Below are 15,446 nucleotides of genomic sequence, written 5' to 3' on the forward strand. Positions count from 1 at the left end.
CCCCGGCCCCTGCCGCCGAGTCGCCCGCGCCCGCCGCCGCGTCCCCGGCCCCCGCCGCCGAGTCGCCCGCGCCGGCCCAGCCGGAGCCCAGTCGGGCCGAGGCCTCCGAGGAGGGCCCGACCTCCTACGTGACCCCACTCGTCCGGAAGCTCGCTGCGGACAAGGGTGTTGACCTGGCTTCCGTCACCGGCTCCGGCGTGGGTGGGCGGGTCCGCAAGCAGGACGTGCTCGCCGCCGCCGAGGCCGCGGAGAAGGCCGCCGCCGCGAAGTCCGCCGCCGCCGACGCTCCTGCCGCTGCCCCGGCTCCGGCCGCTCAGGCCGCGAAGTCGACCCCGGCGGTCTCGCCGCTGCGCGGCACCAGGGAGAAGATGTCTCGCCTGCGCAAGATTGTCGCGTCCCGGATGGTGGAGTCGCTGCAGGTGTCCGCCCAGCTGACCACCGTGGTCGAGGTGGACGTGACCAAGGTGGCCCGCCTGCGGGCCCGGGCGAAGAACGACTTCGCCGCCCGCGAGGGTGCCAAGCTGACCTTCCTGCCGTTCTTCACGCTGGCCGCCACCGAGGCTCTCAAGGAGTTCCCGAAGCTCAACGCCAGCATCGACGGCGAGGAGATCGTCTACCACGGCTCGGAGAACATCGGCCTCGCTGTGGACACCGACCGTGGCCTCGTGGTCCCGGTCATCAAGGACGCCGGTGACCTCAACATCGCCGGCATCGCCCGCAAGATCGCCGACCTGGCCGGTCGCACCCGGGTGAACAAGGCCACCCCGGACGAACTGTCCGGCGGCACCTTCACGATCACCAACACCGGCAGCGGTGGCGCCCTGTTCGACACGCCGATCCTGCTCCAGCCGCAGGTCGGCATCCTCGGTATCGGCACCATCGTCAAGCGCCCCGTGGTGGTCACCGACGCCGACGGCGCCGAGGTCATCGCGGTCCGCTCGATGGTCTACCTCGCGCTGTCCTACGACCACCGCCTGGTGGACGGTGCGGACGCGGCCCGGTTCCTCATGTCGATGAAGAACCGTCTGGAGGAGGGTGCGTTCGAGGCCGACCTCGGTCTCTGAACGCTCTCCTGAAAACGCACTGCCCGACGGCGGCCGTTCCCTTCCGGGGGCCGGCCGCCGTCTCGTAGGGTGGCGGACGGGTCGAGCGAAGGGGCGCAGATGAGGTATCTGCTCGGCGGGATGCTCCTGCTGACCGTCATCGTGCTGTTCTCGGGTCTACTGCCGAACGTCGAGGACACGGGTTCCGGCGAGGGTGGCGGCGACACCTCGATGATCTTCGGCATCTGGTGCGGGCTCTACCTCGTTGCCTCCGCATTGACGATCTGGGACGCGGTTCGTGGCGCGCGGCGCGGCGACCTCGCCGGACTGCGACGCGGCGCGGTCTTCGTCAAGCTCGCCGGGATCCCGTTCTTCGTCCTGAACTTCCTGTTCCTGTGGTTGATCACGACCGGCCTGCTGTTCTTCGGGATCGGGTTCCTCCTGGCGCCGATCGCGGTCGTCTGGACCTACCTCGTGATGCTCCCGACCTCGGCGTACGGGATCGCCTGCCTCGTGGTGCTGAGGCGCACGGGGACGACCTCGCGACAGTTCCTCACCACCAACCTGATCCTGCACCTGGTGTTCGTGGGCGACGTGGTGAGCACCCTCGTGGTCGCCACCAGGACAGGTGCGGCGCTCAGAACGGTGCCACGCGCACCGCGTCCGGCTCAGGTCGCGTCCGACCACCCGCCCGGTTCCCTGTCCGCGCAGGGCGGGCGGGCGTTCTGAGTCCGTTCCACACCGCTGCTGCGGGCAGCGCCCCCACTGCGTAGGGTGGCGAGGACCGGATGGGCGAGGGACGGAGCCGACGTGGGTGCAGTGGTCGTCGCCGGCGGATCCGGCCTGATCGGCACCACCGTCGTGGACGCGCTGCGGGCGCAGGGCCGCGAGGTACGGCAATTGGTCCGCCGCGAGCCGCAGGCGCCGGGCGAGGTCCGCTGGGACCCGGACTCGGGCCTGTTGCCGGACGAGGTCCTCGACGGTGCCGCCGCGGTGGTCAACCTCGGCGGCGCGGGCGTGGGCGATCGCCGGTGGACCCGGTCCCGTAAGGCGTACCTGCTCCGCTCCCGGGTGGCCGGCACCTCGCTGATCGCCACCAGGCTCGCCGGGCGCAGGGAGCCGATCCGGATGATCCAGGCCTCGGCCGTCGGGTTCTACGGCGACACCGGTGAGACCGAGGTCCGCGAGGACCACCCGTCCGGGGCGACGTTCCTGTCCGGGCTGTGCCGCTCCTGGGAGGCCGCTGTCGCGCCCGCGGCCGACGCCGGCGTGCCGGTCGCGCGGGTGCGCACCGGGATCGTGCTGAGCCCGACCGGCGGCGCGCTCGGACCGTTGAACGTGCTGCTGCGGCTCGGGCTCGCGGGCCCGATGGGGTCGGGGCGCCAGTGGTGGCCGTGGATCACACTCGCCGACCAGGTTGGCGCGATCGTGCACCTGATGGACTCCGACGTCACCGGTCCGGTGAACCTGTGTGCCCCCGAGCCGGCCCGCAACCGGGACCTGATCCGCACCCTGGCCTCCGCGCTGCACCGCCCCGCGGTGGTCCCGGTGCCCGGGTTCGCGCTGCACCTGGCCCTCGGTGAGTTCGCCGGCGAACTGCTGCAGTCCCAACGGGTGGTACCCGGTGTGCTGGCCGGCGACGGATTCACGTTCGCGCACCCCACGCCGGAGGCGGCAGCGCGCTACCTGTACGGCGGGTGAGCGAGGGCGACCGCAGGTAGGTCGGGTCAGTCCGGGCAGTGCGTCAGGTCCCTGACCAGCCAGGTCCGGTCCACGGCCGCGAGCGTGAACTCCACGCATCGCGCAGCGAGCGCGGGCATGGTGGCCGGCTCGGCTCCGTCGGCGGTGCGACGTTCGTGCGCGCCCTGGGTCAGCAACGCCCGAACCACGGCCTCCTCGCCTGTCTCGCGCACCAGGTCCACGGCGGTCACCGTGGTCTCCAGGCCGACCAGCTCGATCTCGGCGGCTCGCAGTGCCGTGAGGAGTTGTGCGTCCGCTGCGTCAGCGGGCGAGCCCGGGACGCTCAGGGCGGCGAGGGCGACGGCATCCCCGGTCATCAACGCCCGATCGCGCTCGGCGGTCAGGGTGATCACGGCGCTCGCCGGGCCGGTCATGGATCCCGCTCCGCCCGCGGGACTCGGCGCCGCAGGTTCGGCGAACACCGGTCGCCATCCGGTCAGGGTCGCGGCGCCGACCGCGGCGCCGAGCAACATCACCAGGCAGGCCGCCACCTGCCAACGTCGGGACCGCCGGTGCCGGGCCCGGCGCCGCGCCCTGCGGACCGGTCGGCGGATGGTCTCCTCCCGCCGGGCCTGCTCCCGCAGGCTCGCCCCGGCGAGGACCCGGGCATCGGGGAGCCGGATCGGGGCGGACTCCCGATCACGTAGCCGGTCCCGCAGGTCCACGAGGGAGGGTCGCGCCCGCGGCTCACCGGCGGTCAGGTCGCCGAGGACCTCCCGGAGCGCGACCCGATCGGTGTCCGCGACGGCCCACCGGGCGACCGCCCCGAGGCCGTACACATCCGTCGCGGTGGACACCTCGTGACCCGTCGCAACCTCCGGTGCCCGGAACCCGTCGGTGCCGGCCTCGAGCCCCGAGCCGCCGAGCAGGTCCACGAGCACCGGCTGCGCGTCGGGGTTCGCCAACACGATGTTCGCCGGTGACACGTCGCCATGCACCACCCCCGCCTGATGCAGTGCGGCGAGCGAGCCGGCCACGCTTGAGACCAGGCCGACGGTCTCGGCGAGATCCAGACCGTGCCGGGCGGCCCGCACCGTGGCCAGGGTGGCGCCGTCGACGAGGTCCTGGACCACCGCCGAGCGGCCGTCGTCGCAGTCGAGCACGGCGAGCACCCGGGCCAGCCCGGCGTGGTCGATCCGAGCGAGCGCCCCGAGCCGTCGCTGCCGGGCGGCCCGGGCGTCGGGCTCGAGGGGCTCGGTCAGCCGGATGGCGACCGGCCGGCCTCGCGGCCCGAGCTCACGGGCCGCCCACACGCGAGCCTCGGCACCGAGCCCCAGTGGCCCATCCACCAGGTAGCCCGGTATCTGCGGTGCTCCCCCGTCCATGGCTCCCAGCAAACACCGGTCCGGGATTCGCTGCCGCGGCTATCCACAGGCGGCTCGGGCTGCTACTCGGCCTCGAACACGCGGACGTAGTCGAACGTGGCGACCGTCGACGGCGTGGCGCCGCCACCTGCGTAGAGCCCGATCGACGGATCGGAACCGGCGGGCAGGGTCCACGTCGCTCCCCAGCGCCAGGTCTCGCCGTCGAGCGAGGTGGCCGAGCGGTAGAGCAGATCGCCGGTGTCCGGGTCGACGGTGTGGTGCAGCTGCAACCACATCGTCGGTGCCACCGGGCCGCCGAGGTGGGCGCCCCAGTTGAACCTCCCGTCCTGCACGAGTTCCTTGCCGAACTCGGCCTGGCGGCTGCTCCAGATGGCGACCGTGCCGAGCCGTAGGAAGTCGTCGTCGGAGTTATGGACGATCAGCCCGGCCTGCTGGTAGTTGCGGACCGTATCGACACCGAGGTCCAGGGTCAGGCGGGTCTGCATGATCCACTCGCCCTCGGGCGCGTCCCGCAGCAGGAGTGCTCCTGTGTTGTTCTCCCCCACGACGTCGACCGATTCGAGCGGCCACTGCAGGTTGCCGTCCGCGACGCCGATCTGCTCGGACGGACGCACCCACTCCCAGCCGGCGTCCAGTTCGCCGTCGAACTCCTCGGCGAACAGCGCGGTCCCGGGTCGGGGTTCGGCGACCGCCTCGGTCACCGGCTCGTAGGCGCCCACGACGCTCAGGTTGTCCACCTGTACCGCACCGCCGGTGGCCACCAGTTCGAGGGGCCGTTGCTTCTGCGCACCCCGCGGCAGGTCGACCCGGACCTCGGCGAGGACGTCACCGAGCCGGCTCTCCGAGAGCACCGCGTGCAGGGCGCCGTCGCGCATCTCGATCGACAGCGCCGTGAAGGCCTCCGCAGCGAACAGGTCCGTCAGCGGTGCCACCTCGACGGTGGTGTCGTGGCCCTGGGTCACCTCCGCGCGCAGTTCCCCGGCCGCCCGGTCGATGGTCACCGAGATCGCGTTACGACCGGCGTGTGCCAGTCCCACCGTGAACGTCTGGGCGCCGTCGAGGAAGCGGACGTCGGTCTCCACCCGCACGTCCCTCGGGGTCGGGCGGTTCGAGACCACGCTCGCGGTCCTGCCGAGCGGCTCGAGCAGGCCCACCCCACCGGCGTCGTTGAGTGTCTCGTCGGCAGCGGTCCAGGCTCCCCACGTTGCCCGCAGGGCCTGGTTCGCGGCCGGGTCGCTCTGGTCGATACCGAGCGCCGTGCCGGTGACCGGTCCGGTCAGGGCGCCCTCGGTCGGGCCGGCCCCGGCGTTCGTGACGGGCCAGCCGTCGATCCAGTCGAGCCGGTCGACGAACGTCGGCCGCTCGTTCACGCCACCGGGTGCGTCGAGCCAGGCGTCGTCACGCTCGATGCCGTGATACAGGATCCAGTCCTGGCCGGCGGTGTCGGTGAAGATCGCATGGTGACCGACCCCGATGATGGAGTTCCCGTTCTGGGCGAGCACCTGGGTGCCACCGACTCGGGAGTCGAGCATCGAGAATCCTTCGTGGTCGACGAACGGGCCGAGCGGCGAGGTGGACCGGCCGGCGTACACGCTGTAGCCGGTCACGGGACCGGCGCAGCAGTTCGCCGACGACGCGGTCATGTAGTAGTAGCCGTCCCGCTTCACCACGAACGAACCCTCGTACCGGTCCGGTCGGGCCACCTGGGTCGGCTCGCCGACCGCGCTCAGGCCGCTCTCGTCGAGTTCGGTGACCCACAGCCCGCCGTGGAACCCCCCGAAGTACAGGTAGCGGGTGCCGTCGTCGTCGACGAACAGGGCGGGGTCGATCGTGTTGAAGTACCCGTCACCGCCGTCGCGACGCGGCTCGACGACGGCGGCCCCGGAGTCCGTCCACGGGCCCGCGGGAGTGGGCGCCGTGGCCGCACCGATCGCATAGTTCCACTGCCCCGGGTCGGCGACCGTGTCGGTCACCGTGTAGTAAAGGACGTACTCGCCGTCGACGTACCGGATGTCCGGGGCCCAGAGGAACGACCCGGAGGTGGCCCAGGCGGGACGGGTGCTCTCGTCGAAGACCTCGCCGAGGTACTCCCAGTTCGTGAAGTCCGTGCTCCGCGCGATGTGCATCAGACCGAACGGGCTCGGCGCCTCGGTGAGCGGGTCGCTGGTCGCGTACATGTACCAGTACCCGTCCTTGCCGCGGATGATCGCCGGGTCGGCGTAGGTGTCGGAGAACTCGTCGGAGATCGGGTTCGTGACCGTCGGGGCTGACGGTGGGCTGGAGGACGCGGCCGGCGGGTCGGCCGTCGCGGCGGGGATCCCGGCGCCGAGCAGGCACAGGCTCGCCGCGGCCGCGAGCACCGAACGGAGGGAGGGTCGCATCGTCGTCAACCTTTCAGACCGCAGCACCTGACACCGTCGCTCAGGCGGTGCGCAATGTGGTTCGGCCGAGTCATGGCAGGGTCAGGGGACGGTCATTCGTCTTCCGAGCGTCTTTACAACGGATACCTCGGCCTCTTGTCTAGCGAAGTCTTCCAACGTTGTAAAGAGGTCCGCTACTCCCCAGCCGAGTCGGCGCGCTTCCGCGGAAGCGCCTCGAGGCGACCGGGAACTACACCACGGCCGCGTCTCGCCGCGCGCGCCGTGCCTTGACGAAGCCGTCGAGCGGCCAGACAGCGGCGGACGCGAGCACGAGGAGCGCGAGCACCGACGCGACCGCGCCGCCCGACCCGAGCTGCTCGACGGCGTCCGTCCAGCCGGTCCGGGCGAGGTACGCCGGGTTGAACAGCGTCCCCGTGGCCAGCGTCCACGCGACCGGCACCGCTGTCGCGGTCGCGAGCAGCAGGCTGACCAGCACGAAACCGTAGCTCCAGCGACCGTGGCGGAACAGGACGGTCCAGAAGAGCAGGTGGACCGCGAGGAGCGCCAGCAGGTACCACGACAGCCAGGCCCAGGTGGCCGGCTCGAGGAATGGCACGGACTCCCCACCGTCAGGCGAGGGCACCAGCCGCGGTCCCACGAGGATCAGCGCGGCGGCGATAACGACCATCACGACGTTCGCGACGTAGTCGACCAGCATCTGGTTGCGTGGCGGCTCGGTCAGGGCCGGGAGCTGGTCCGGAGTCCACTCGAGCACCGACCTGCCGCCGCTGAGCCGGTCGATGATCGCGAACACCAGGGTCGTCCAGAAGGCGAGGTGCACGGTGACCATGATCAGGACGACGACCAGTCCACCGATGATGTCGCCGAAGCTGGCGCCGTCGATCATCTGGGCGAGCGCGTACCCGAACGCGGCGGCCGGAAGCACGATCGCCAGCAGCAGCTTCAGGAGCCGCCTCCACAGGAGGTAGTGGGCGGGGCCGATGAGCTGCAGCGGCCGGTCGGAATACGCGGCCGCGAGCGCGTCGGGGTCCCCGAGCTCGACCAGGACGGCATGCTCCGCGGCCTCCCGGTCGTCGCCCGCCTGAAGCCTCGCGTCCGTTGCGTCGGCGATCCGCTCGGCGATCTCGCGGCGGAGCTCCTCACGTTGCGGCTCCGGGACACTTCGGGTGGCGGCGAACAGGTAGCGGTCGGTCAGCGTCGCGTTCGTCATGATTCCCCTTGGTCGATGACGCCGCGCAGAGCGGCGTCCAGGCGGTACCAGTCCTGGGTGAGGTCGCGAGCGAGTCGTTCGCCGTCATCCGAGGTGCGGTAGAACTTGCGGGGTCGTGTCTCCCCCGTGCTCCACTCGCTCGTGACCAGGCCCTGCTTCTCGAGTCGCCGCAACAGCGGATAGAGGGTGTTCGCATCGACGTCGATGCCATCGGCCGCCAACGCCTCCAGCAGCGCGTATCCGTAGTCGGGTCGGCGCAGCCGCAGCAGGCACGCCAGTGCGACAGTGCCACGCCGCAGTTCCTGGCGGTGGCCGGCCGAGACATCATCAATTGGCACACGACGCACTTTACTGTGCGTCACACATCAATGCAACGGACGGAGGTCAGTCTTCACGGTGGACCGGACGTCCTCGCGGACGCTCCAGCGGTACGGCTCAGTGACCGGCGACGGTCACGTCGGTGCTCCCCGGCCAGGTCCTCAGGGACCATCCGTCCGCGTCCACGTGCACCTCGGCGACGCCGCACGGCGGGATCCACCGCTCCCCGGTCATGCCAGGCTGCCCGGCCGCGAGATGCGGCAGCACCAGCGACATCACCCCGCCGTGGCTGACCACCAGGACGGTCTCGCCGCGGAACCGGTCCGCGATCTCCTCGGCCGCATCCCGGAACCGGTCGACCACCCGTGTGCCGGACTCCCCGCCCGGCAGGGCGGCGTCGAGGTCACCGGCCACCCACCGCCGCATCACCTGCACGGCCGCGGCTTCGCCGTCGGGCGTCTGCGCGTCCGGACCCAGATCGAACTCGACCAGGCCCGCCAGCGCCTCGGGTTCCAGCCCGAGTTCGGCACCGACCACGGCGCCGGTCTCGACGGCGCGGCGCAGCGTGCTGGTGAACAGTCCGGCGACCCGCCGCCCCCGGAGCGAGTCGGCGAAGGCGCAGGCCTGGGCGACGCCGTCGGACGTGAGGCCGAGGTCGCCGTCGTCGCCGGGCTCCGGCTCGTGGGCGTGCCCGTGCCGGGCCACCAGCAACACCGCCGCGCACTGCAGATCGCTCACCCGTCGGACGTTACCCCAGGCCGGACGCCCGCTACAGCGCCTCCGGATCGAGCCCGAGCACGGACCGGCCGCCGTCGATCGGGATCACGGTGCCGGAGATGAAGTCCGATCGTGAGGACAGCAGGAACGCGATCGCCTCCGCGACGTCGACGGGGCGGCCAACGCGCCCGAGCGGATGCAGCGCGGCCATCTGGGCGTCGACGCCGGGATGGTCGCGCCGATACACCTCGTAGCGCTCGGTCGTGATCGAGCCCAGGGCGACGGCGTTGACCCGGATGCCCTCCGGCCCATGGTCGACGGCGGCCGCTCGGGTCAGGCCCTCGATGGCGGCCTTCGCGGTCGCGTAGGGCAGCGCGCCGCGCACGGGCCGCTGGGCCTGATGGGAGGAGACGTTCACGATCGAACCGGCGCGGGCGTGGGTGCGGAAGTGCCCGACGGCGGTGTGGGTCCCGACCAGGGCCAGGGTCAGGTTCGCGGCGATCAGGTCGCCGATCTCGGCCGCGGTCGCGGTGCCGAGGCCGGCGTCGGCGAAGATGGCCGCGTTGTTCACCCAGCCGCGCAACGGGGCGCGGGCCTCCGCGAGCCGAGCGGCCTCACGACATGCCTCCGGGTCAGCGGCGTCCGCCCGGACATGCTCGATGCCGGCGTGGTCATGGGAGGGCGGGGCCGGGTCGAGGGTCACCACCTGGCCGGCCCGGGCGAGCCGTTCGGCGATGACGCGTCCGATGCCGCCGCTGCCGCCGGTGACGACGACGGAGCCCGCCATGCCCTCCACCGGAGTATCGGCCGGCTCAGCCTCGGCCCTCGGGCTCCCGCCCATCTCGGTCTCCTGTCGCTCGCGGCCATCGCCGAGCCTACGGCGCGGCGGGCAGGTCCAGGCGGATGTCACAGATCGCCCGGCTACGGCGTCATCAAGGTACGCGGCTCCACGAGCCGGCGATCGAGTAGCGAACGGAGTGGGTGCCACGTGAGCGCAGGCAGCGCCAGGGGCAGTCAGATCATGGACCGGCTGGCCGAGGCATTCCAGCACCGGACCCGGGCGGGCGCGCGCCTGCGGAGGTGGCGACTGCACGCGTTCACGGACACTTGGTCGGTGCTGCTCGGTCAGATCCTGGTCGCGAGCTTCCTCGTCTGCATCCTCACCGGCGCGTTCCTGACGTTCTTCTACGACCCCTCGATCGCCCGGGTGATCTACGACGGCCCGTTCGACTCGCTCCGGGGCGTCGAGATCTCCCGCGCCTACGAGTCGACCCTGGAGATCGCCTTCGAGGTCCGTGGCGGCTTCCTCATGCGCCAGCTGCACCGGTGGAGCGCGAACCTCATGATCGCCGCGCTGATGATGCTCATCCTGCGGGTCTTCTTCACCGCTCAGTTCCGGTGGCCCCGAACCGGGACGTGGCTCGTCCTCTTCGGCGCCCTGTTCGCGGGCATGGGTGCGGGCCTCACCGGCGCCGTCCTGCCCGACGACCTGCTCGCCGGCAGCAGCCTCGCGGTCCTCGACGGCCTCCTCAAGAGCGTCCCGGTATTGGGCGCCACGCTGTCCACCCTGGTGTTCCAGGGCAACTTCCCGGGCGGGGCGATCGCCACGCTGTACCCGGTCCACGCGTTCGTGCTCCCGGGCATTCTGCTGCTGCTCGGGCTGTGGGCCCTGGCCAGTGCGATCGCCGGACGTGACCGGGCCGACGCGGGCCGCGCGACCGGCGGCCACAACCGCGCGGCCCGGGTGACCCCCGCCGTCAGACGGTTGGGTGTGTACTCGTTCGTGGTCGGCGGCCTGATCCTGGTCTCCGCGACCGTCACCGTGAGCCCCGTCTGGGACCACGGCCCGGCCGACCCGGGCAACACCTCGGCGGGCGCGGGCGCACTCTGGTACCTCGCCTTCCTCGACGGCGCCCAGAAGTTGATCCCGCCCGGGTGGGAGTTCGTCTGGCTCGGCCGGACCTGGGCCCTGGCACTCCTCGTGCCGCTCGCGGTGTCCGGGGCGTTCCTGCTGGCCGCGATGCTCTACCCGTTCCTGGAGCGGTGGATCACCGGGGTCCGGACCGCGCACCACCGCCCGACCAGGCCACGCAACGCCCCGAACCGCACCGCGATCGGGGTCGCCGGAGTCACGTTCTACGGCGCGCTCTGGGCCGCGGCCGGCATCGACACCCTCGCGCTGACGTTCGGCGTCGCCTTCGAGGTTCTCGTATGGGCGCTGCGCGCCGTGCTCCTGCTCGGCCCAGTGGTCGGGTTCGTCCTGACCAGACGCATCTGCATCGCCCTCCAACGGAAGGACAGGGAACTCGTGCTCCACGGCCATGAGACCGGCAAGGTGGTCCGCTCCTCGACGGGTGAGTACGTCGAGGTACGCACACCACTGGACGCCTACGAACGCTGGCGCCTCGTCGACTACGAGATCATCGAACCGTTGACGATCGAGCCGGACGCGAACGGCCGGCTCCGGTGGCGCGACCGGCTCCGGATGGCCCTGTCGCGCTGGTACTACCGGGACCAGATCCAGCCGGTCACCCCGGCCGAACTGCGCGCCGCGCAAGAACGGGATGCGATCACCCTCGCGTTGACTTCCGACCTCTGACGTCCGGCTTCCGTCACGGCTGCCGCAACATCGACGTCGTCCGAGTCCTATGGTGTTGTCCATGCTGACGCACCGCTGGGGCCTGGGCACCGAGCTCGTCGACTACGAGGAGGCGTGGGCGCAGCAGCGGGCGATCCATGAGCGGGTGGTCGCCGGGGGGCCGGACGAGTTGCTGCTGTTGGAGCACGCGAGCGTCTACACGGCCGGCAAACGCACCGCCACCTGGGACCGGCCCACCGACGGCACCCGGGTGGTCGACGTGGATCGCGGCGGGCGGATCACCTGGCACGGGCCGGGCCAGCTCGTCGTCTACCCGATCGTACGGCTCGTCGAGCCGGTCGACGTGGTCGCCTACGTGCGGGTGCTCGAGCAGGCGGTCATCGACCTGTGCGCCGACCTCGGTGTCCACGCCGAGCGGGTGGAGGGTCGCAGCGGGGTCTGGATCGTGGGGGTCGACGGCGGCCCGGACCGCAAGCTCGCGGCGATCGGTGTGCGCGTGGCCAAGGGGGTGACGATGCACGGCGTGGCCGTGAACGCCTGCCCGGACCTGAGCGCGTTCGAGCGGATCGTGCCGTGTGGCATCACCGGCACCGGTGTGATCTCGCTCACGGAACTGCTCGGCCGGCAGGTGGACGTCACCGAGTGCGCCGACCTGCTCACCCCCCATCTGGCGCGCAATCTCGCGGTGGTGCGGGCCGCCGTCGCCCCCGCCCCGGTGAGCCGAACGACCGGGGCGAGCGCCGCCGTCGTCCACTGACTGGACCACGGGCGTGCTCGACCGCCCTCCGGCTCCCGCCGGGTCGTAGGGTGACGGCAAGGGCATTCCGATCGACGCAGAAACGGGTGAACCGGGTGACCATCGCGCCAGAGGGACGACGCTTGCTTCGAGTGGAGGCGCGTAACTCCGCGGTTCCGATCGAGAAGAAGCCCGAGTGGATCAAGACCCGCGCCACGATGGGCCCGGAGTACTCCGAGCTGAAGGGCCTGGTCCGCCGCGAGGGCCTGCACACGGTCTGCGAGGAGGCGGGCTGCCCGAACATCTTCGAGTGCTGGGAGGACCGCGAGGCCACGTTCCTCATCGGCGGGGACCAGTGCACGCGGCGCTGTGACTTCTGCCAGATCGACACCGGCAAGCCGGCCGACTTCGACGCGGACGAGCCGCGCCGGGTGGCCGCGTCGGTGCAGGCGATGGGCCTGAAGTACGCAACCGTCACCGGGGTGGCCCGCGACGACCTGGCCGACGGCGGCGCCTGGCTCTACGCCGAGACCGTCCGCCAGATCCACCAGGTGAACCCGGGCACCGGCGTCGAGCTGCTGATCCCGGACTTCAACGCCGACCCCGACCAGCTCGCCGAGGTGTTCTCCTCCCGGCCGGAGGTGCTCGCGCACAACCTGGAGACGGTGCCGCGGGTGTTCAAGCGGATCCGCCCCGGGTTCCGCTACGAACGCTCGCTCAAGGTCATCACGATGGCGCGCGACGCCGGGTTCGTGACGAAGTCGAACCTCATCCTGGGCATGGGCGAGACGTTCGAGGAGGCCGCGAGCACGCTGCAGGACCTGCACGACGCCGGCTGCGACCTGATCACGATCACCCAGTACCTGCGCCCGTCGCTGCGGCACCACCCGGTGGACCGGTGGGTCAAGCCCGAGGAGTTCGTGGCGCTGTCGGAGGAGGCCGAGGACATCGGGTTCCTCGGTGTGATGGCCGGGCCCCTGGTGCGTTCGTCCTACCGGGCCGGGCGGCTCTGGGGGCAGGCGATGGCCCGCCGCGGGCAGGCCGTCCCCGAAGCGCTGCAGCACCTGACCGAGCCGACCACGGCGCGCCAGGAGGCGGCCTCCCTGCTGCACGGGTGAGGCGCACCGGGGCGCCCTGAGGCGCTTCGCGCGACCGGTAGGCTTGACCCCATCATGGCGAAGAACTCCTCCCCCGAAGCGGCGGCCCCGAAACCCAAGAAGAAGCGCTGGTACCACCAGCTGTGGGACGTCTACAAGATGGTCCGCGAGGCGCAGCCGTCGATCACGTGGATCCTGCTGCTGATCATCGTCGGCGGCACCGCCCTCGGGTTCGGGCTCGGCGTGATCTTCAACCAGGAGGTCTACTTCACCATCCTGGCGCTGCCGTTCGCGCTGCTCGGCGCGATGTTCCTGCTCGCCCGGCGGGCGGAGTCGACGGCGTACCGCCGCATCGAGGGTGAGCCCGGGGCGGTCTCGGCTGCTCTGGGCACGATCCGGCGCGGCTGGAACATCGAGGACGAGCCGGTCGTGATCGACCCGCGCACCCAGGACATGGTGTTCCGCGCCGTCGGCAAGCCCGGCGTGGTGCTGATCTCCGAGGGCCCGCCGCACCGGGTGAAGAAACTGCTCGAGAACGAGCGCCGGCGCACCGCCCGCGTCATCCCGAACGTACCCTTCGTGCTGCTCGAGTGCGGGCAGGAGGAGGGTCAGATCCCGCTGCCGAAGATCGCCTCCCGGGTCCAGAAGCAGAAGGGCAAGCTCACCAAGAACGAGGTCGCCGAGGTGTCCAAGCGGCTGCGAGCGCTGCACCGGAACACGCTGCCGATCCCGAAGGGCGTGGACCCGCGCCGGGCCCGCCCCGACCGCAAGGGGATGCGCGGCCGCTGAGCCGGGCCAAACGGGACCACCGGGGTCCACGGGGGTGCGGTTCTGCGGCGTATGAGCGTGGTGCGCCGCACGATGGCACCCTCGCGGGCTATCGGGCGACCGTCACCAGGTCGGTGTCGCCGAGTTCGAGCTGCCGACGGCGGAGCAGGCCGATGAGGTCCGCGGCCACTTCTGCATAGGCCGGGTCGGCGTAGACGTTGTGGACCTCGGAGGGGTCGCTCAGGTCGTAGAGCTCGATTTCCGAGGAGGTCTCGGCCGCGGCGCCGTCCAGGTAGCAGATCAGCTTGTACTTCTCGGTGCGCACGCCGAGGTGCGCCGGCACCCGGTGCGGGTCGGACAGGTGCTCCCAGTACCGGTAGTAGACGTCGGTCTGCCGGTGCGCGGGCTCGCGCCCGGCGAGCGAGTCGACCATCGAGTGGCCCTGGAGCCTGCCCGGCAGCGGAGCGCCGGCGAGTTCGAGCAGGGTCGGCGCGAGGTCCACGTTCGTGACGATGTCCGGGCAGTGGGTGCCGGGGCTGGTCAGCGGCGGGTAGCTGGCCAGGAACGGCATCCGCAGCGACTCCTCGTACATGAGCCGCTTGTCGTACCAGCCGTGGTCGCCGAGGAAGAAGCCCTGGTCGGAGGTGTAGACGACGAGGGTGTTCGCGGTCAAGCCGTGCTCCTCGAGCCAGTCGAGGACCCGGCCCACGTTGTCGTCGACCGACGCGACGCAGCGCAGGTAGTCGGCCAGGTACCGCTGGTAGCGCCAGGACCGCTCCTGCTGCGCGGTCAGCCCCTCGGGCACCGGCAGCTTCAGGTCCCGCTCGTCCAGGTCCGCCATGCTCATCCGGAGCGCGTCGAGGGCGCGGGAGCGGCCGGCGAGGTCGTCGTCGAACGTGGGCGGCTCGGGGATGGTGCCCTCCGGGTACAGATGCCGGTGCTTGGCGTCCGGCTCCCAGCTCCGGTGCGGTGCCTTGTGGTTGAGCATGAGCAGGAACGGCCGGTCCCGCTCGCGCTGCTCCAGCCATTCGAGGGACAGGTCGGTGATGATGTCGGTGACGTAGCCGGTGTGCTGCTGCGGGCCATCAGGGCCGACCAGCACCGGGTCGTGGTACTCCCCCTGGTCCCGTAGGACCCGCCAGTGGTCGAAGCCTGCCGGGTCGTGCGCGGGCCCTTCGCCGAGGTGCCACTTGCCGACGATCGCGGTCTGGTAGCCGACCTCCCGCAGCTCGGCCTGCACCTGCGGGCGGGTGTTGTCGAGGTCGTCGAACAAGGTGCGCACGCCGTTGACGTGGTTGTACTCGCCGGTGAGGATCGCGGCCCGGCTCGGCGTACAGATCGAGTTCGTGCAGAAGCAGTTGTCGAACCGGACGCCGGCGGTCGCGATCCGGTCGATGTTCGGGGTCGTGTTGACCCGACTGCCGTAGGCGGAGATCGCGTGCGCGGCATGGTCGTCGCTCATGATCACGAGGAGATTGGGCTGGCCGGTCGCGGGCGCCATGACTGGACTCC

14 protein-coding genes are annotated in these 15,446 nt (G+C 71.4%); 7 read left to right on the forward strand and 7 right to left on the reverse strand.

The window, feature by feature from the left end; all coding sequences use genetic code 11:
• The 3 genes from sucB to EXU48_RS20045 form a co-directional block, all read left to right on the forward strand.
• Positions 1–1,064 (forward strand): 2-oxoglutarate dehydrogenase, E2 component, dihydrolipoamide succinyltransferase (gene sucB, locus EXU48_RS20035; RefSeq protein WP_133109465.1); only part of this gene is annotated, 1,064 nt, incomplete at its 5' end.
• A gap of 99 nt (positions 1,065–1,163) precedes the next feature.
• Entirely contained in the window at positions 1,164–1,772 is a 609-nt protein-coding gene (locus tag EXU48_RS20040) for a hypothetical protein (RefSeq protein WP_133109466.1), read from the forward strand.
• An 81-nt stretch (positions 1,773–1,853) separates the two neighbouring features.
• Complete coding sequence (locus EXU48_RS20045; RefSeq protein WP_133109467.1) at positions 1,854–2,744, forward strand: TIGR01777 family oxidoreductase; 891 nt, start codon at positions 1,854–1,856, stop codon at positions 2,742–2,744.
• A gap of 26 nt (positions 2,745–2,770) precedes the next feature.
• On the opposite strand, the gene EXU48_RS20050 is transcribed toward EXU48_RS20045, so the two are convergent.
• The 6 genes from EXU48_RS20050 to EXU48_RS20075 all read right to left on the reverse strand — a co-directional run bounded on the left by EXU48_RS20050 (position 2,771) and on the right by EXU48_RS20075 (position 9,521).
• Positions 2,771–4,108: a serine/threonine-protein kinase gene (locus tag EXU48_RS20050; RefSeq protein WP_133109468.1), complete on the reverse strand. Its 1,338-nt coding sequence runs from the start codon at positions 4,106–4,108 to the stop codon at positions 2,771–2,773.
• A 62-nt stretch (positions 4,109–4,170) separates the two neighbouring features.
• On the reverse strand, positions 4,171–6,489 hold the full coding sequence (locus EXU48_RS20055) for a family 43 glycosylhydrolase (protein ID WP_133109469.1): 2,319 nt from the start codon (positions 6,487–6,489) through the stop codon (positions 4,171–4,173).
• A 229-nt stretch (positions 6,490–6,718) separates the two neighbouring features.
• Positions 6,719–7,699, reverse strand: a complete 981-nt coding sequence (locus EXU48_RS20060) for a permease prefix domain 1-containing protein (protein ID WP_133109470.1) — start codon at positions 7,697–7,699, stop codon at positions 6,719–6,721.
• Entirely contained in the window at positions 7,696–8,037 is a 342-nt protein-coding gene (locus EXU48_RS20065) for a PadR family transcriptional regulator (protein ID WP_133109471.1), read from the reverse strand. The genes EXU48_RS20060 and EXU48_RS20065 overlap by 4 nt, the downstream gene beginning before the upstream one ends.
• A 97-nt stretch (positions 8,038–8,134) precedes the next feature.
• Positions 8,135–8,755, reverse strand: coding sequence for a histidine phosphatase family protein (locus EXU48_RS20070; RefSeq protein ID WP_165962913.1), 621 nt, complete (start codon positions 8,753–8,755; stop codon positions 8,135–8,137).
• Between the two features lie 31 nt (positions 8,756–8,786).
• Positions 8,787–9,521: an SDR family NAD(P)-dependent oxidoreductase gene (locus EXU48_RS20075; protein ID WP_133109473.1), complete on the reverse strand. Its 735-nt coding sequence runs from the start codon at positions 9,519–9,521 to the stop codon at positions 8,787–8,789.
• A 201-nt stretch (positions 9,522–9,722) separates the two neighbouring features.
• On the opposite strand from EXU48_RS20075, the gene EXU48_RS20080 reads away from it, so the two are divergent.
• From EXU48_RS20080 to EXU48_RS20095, 4 genes are all read left to right on the forward strand, one after another.
• Positions 9,723–11,333 carry a cytochrome b gene (locus tag EXU48_RS20080; protein ID WP_165962914.1) on the forward strand — a complete coding sequence of 537 codons (1,611 nt, stop codon included), beginning with the start codon at positions 9,723–9,725 and terminating at the stop codon, positions 11,331–11,333.
• Positions 11,334–11,394: 61 nt separating this feature from the next.
• Positions 11,395–12,090: a lipoyl(octanoyl) transferase LipB gene (gene lipB, locus EXU48_RS20085; RefSeq protein ID WP_235857163.1), complete on the forward strand. Its 696-nt coding sequence runs from the start codon at positions 11,395–11,397 to the stop codon at positions 12,088–12,090.
• A 95-nt stretch (positions 12,091–12,185) separates the two neighbouring features.
• Positions 12,186–13,187, forward strand: a complete 1,002-nt coding sequence (lipA, locus tag EXU48_RS20090; protein ID WP_133109476.1) for a lipoyl synthase — start codon at positions 12,186–12,188, stop codon at positions 13,185–13,187.
• Positions 13,188–13,241: 54 nt separating this feature from the next.
• Complete coding sequence (locus EXU48_RS20095; RefSeq protein ID WP_133109477.1) at positions 13,242–13,955, forward strand: DUF4191 domain-containing protein; 714 nt, start codon at positions 13,242–13,244, stop codon at positions 13,953–13,955.
• 88 nt (positions 13,956–14,043) lie between these two features.
• Here EXU48_RS20095 and EXU48_RS20100 read toward each other — a convergent pair whose 3' ends face one another.
• Entirely contained in the window at positions 14,044–15,435 is a 1,392-nt protein-coding gene (locus EXU48_RS20100; RefSeq protein ID WP_133109478.1) for a sulfatase family protein, read from the reverse strand.
• Positions 15,436–15,446: the final 11 nt, after the last annotated feature.

Source organism: Occultella glacieicola (assembly GCF_004353825.1).
Lineage (GTDB): Bacteria > Actinomycetota > Actinomycetes > Actinomycetales > Beutenbergiaceae > Occultella > Occultella glacieicola.

Excerpts from the sequence above, each read along its gene's own strand:
- EXU48_RS20040 (WP_133109466.1), top strand. The coding sequence starts at position 1,164 with ATGAGGTATCTGCTCGGCGGGATGCTCCTGCTGACCGTCATCGTGCTG.
- lipB (WP_235857163.1), top strand. The coding sequence starts at position 11,395 with ATGCTGACGCACCGCTGGGGCCTGGGCACCGAGCTCGTCGACTACGAG.
- EXU48_RS20060 (WP_133109470.1), bottom strand. The coding sequence starts at position 7,699 with ATGACGAACGCGACGCTGACCGACCGCTACCTGTTCGCCGCCACCCGA.
- EXU48_RS20095 (WP_133109477.1), top strand. The coding sequence starts at position 13,242 with ATGGCGAAGAACTCCTCCCCCGAAGCGGCGGCCCCGAAACCCAAGAAG.
- EXU48_RS20050 (WP_133109468.1), bottom strand. The coding sequence starts at position 4,108 with ATGGACGGGGGAGCACCGCAGATACCGGGCTACCTGGTGGATGGGCCA.
- EXU48_RS20100 (WP_133109478.1), bottom strand. The coding sequence starts at position 15,435 with ATGGCGCCCGCGACCGGCCAGCCCAATCTCCTCGTGATCATGAGCGAC.
- EXU48_RS20075 (WP_133109473.1), bottom strand. The coding sequence starts at position 9,521 with ATGGCGGGCTCCGTCGTCGTCACCGGCGGCAGCGGCGGCATCGGACGC.
- EXU48_RS20055 (WP_133109469.1), bottom strand. The coding sequence starts at position 6,489 with ATGCGACCCTCCCTCCGTTCGGTGCTCGCGGCCGCGGCGAGCCTGTGC.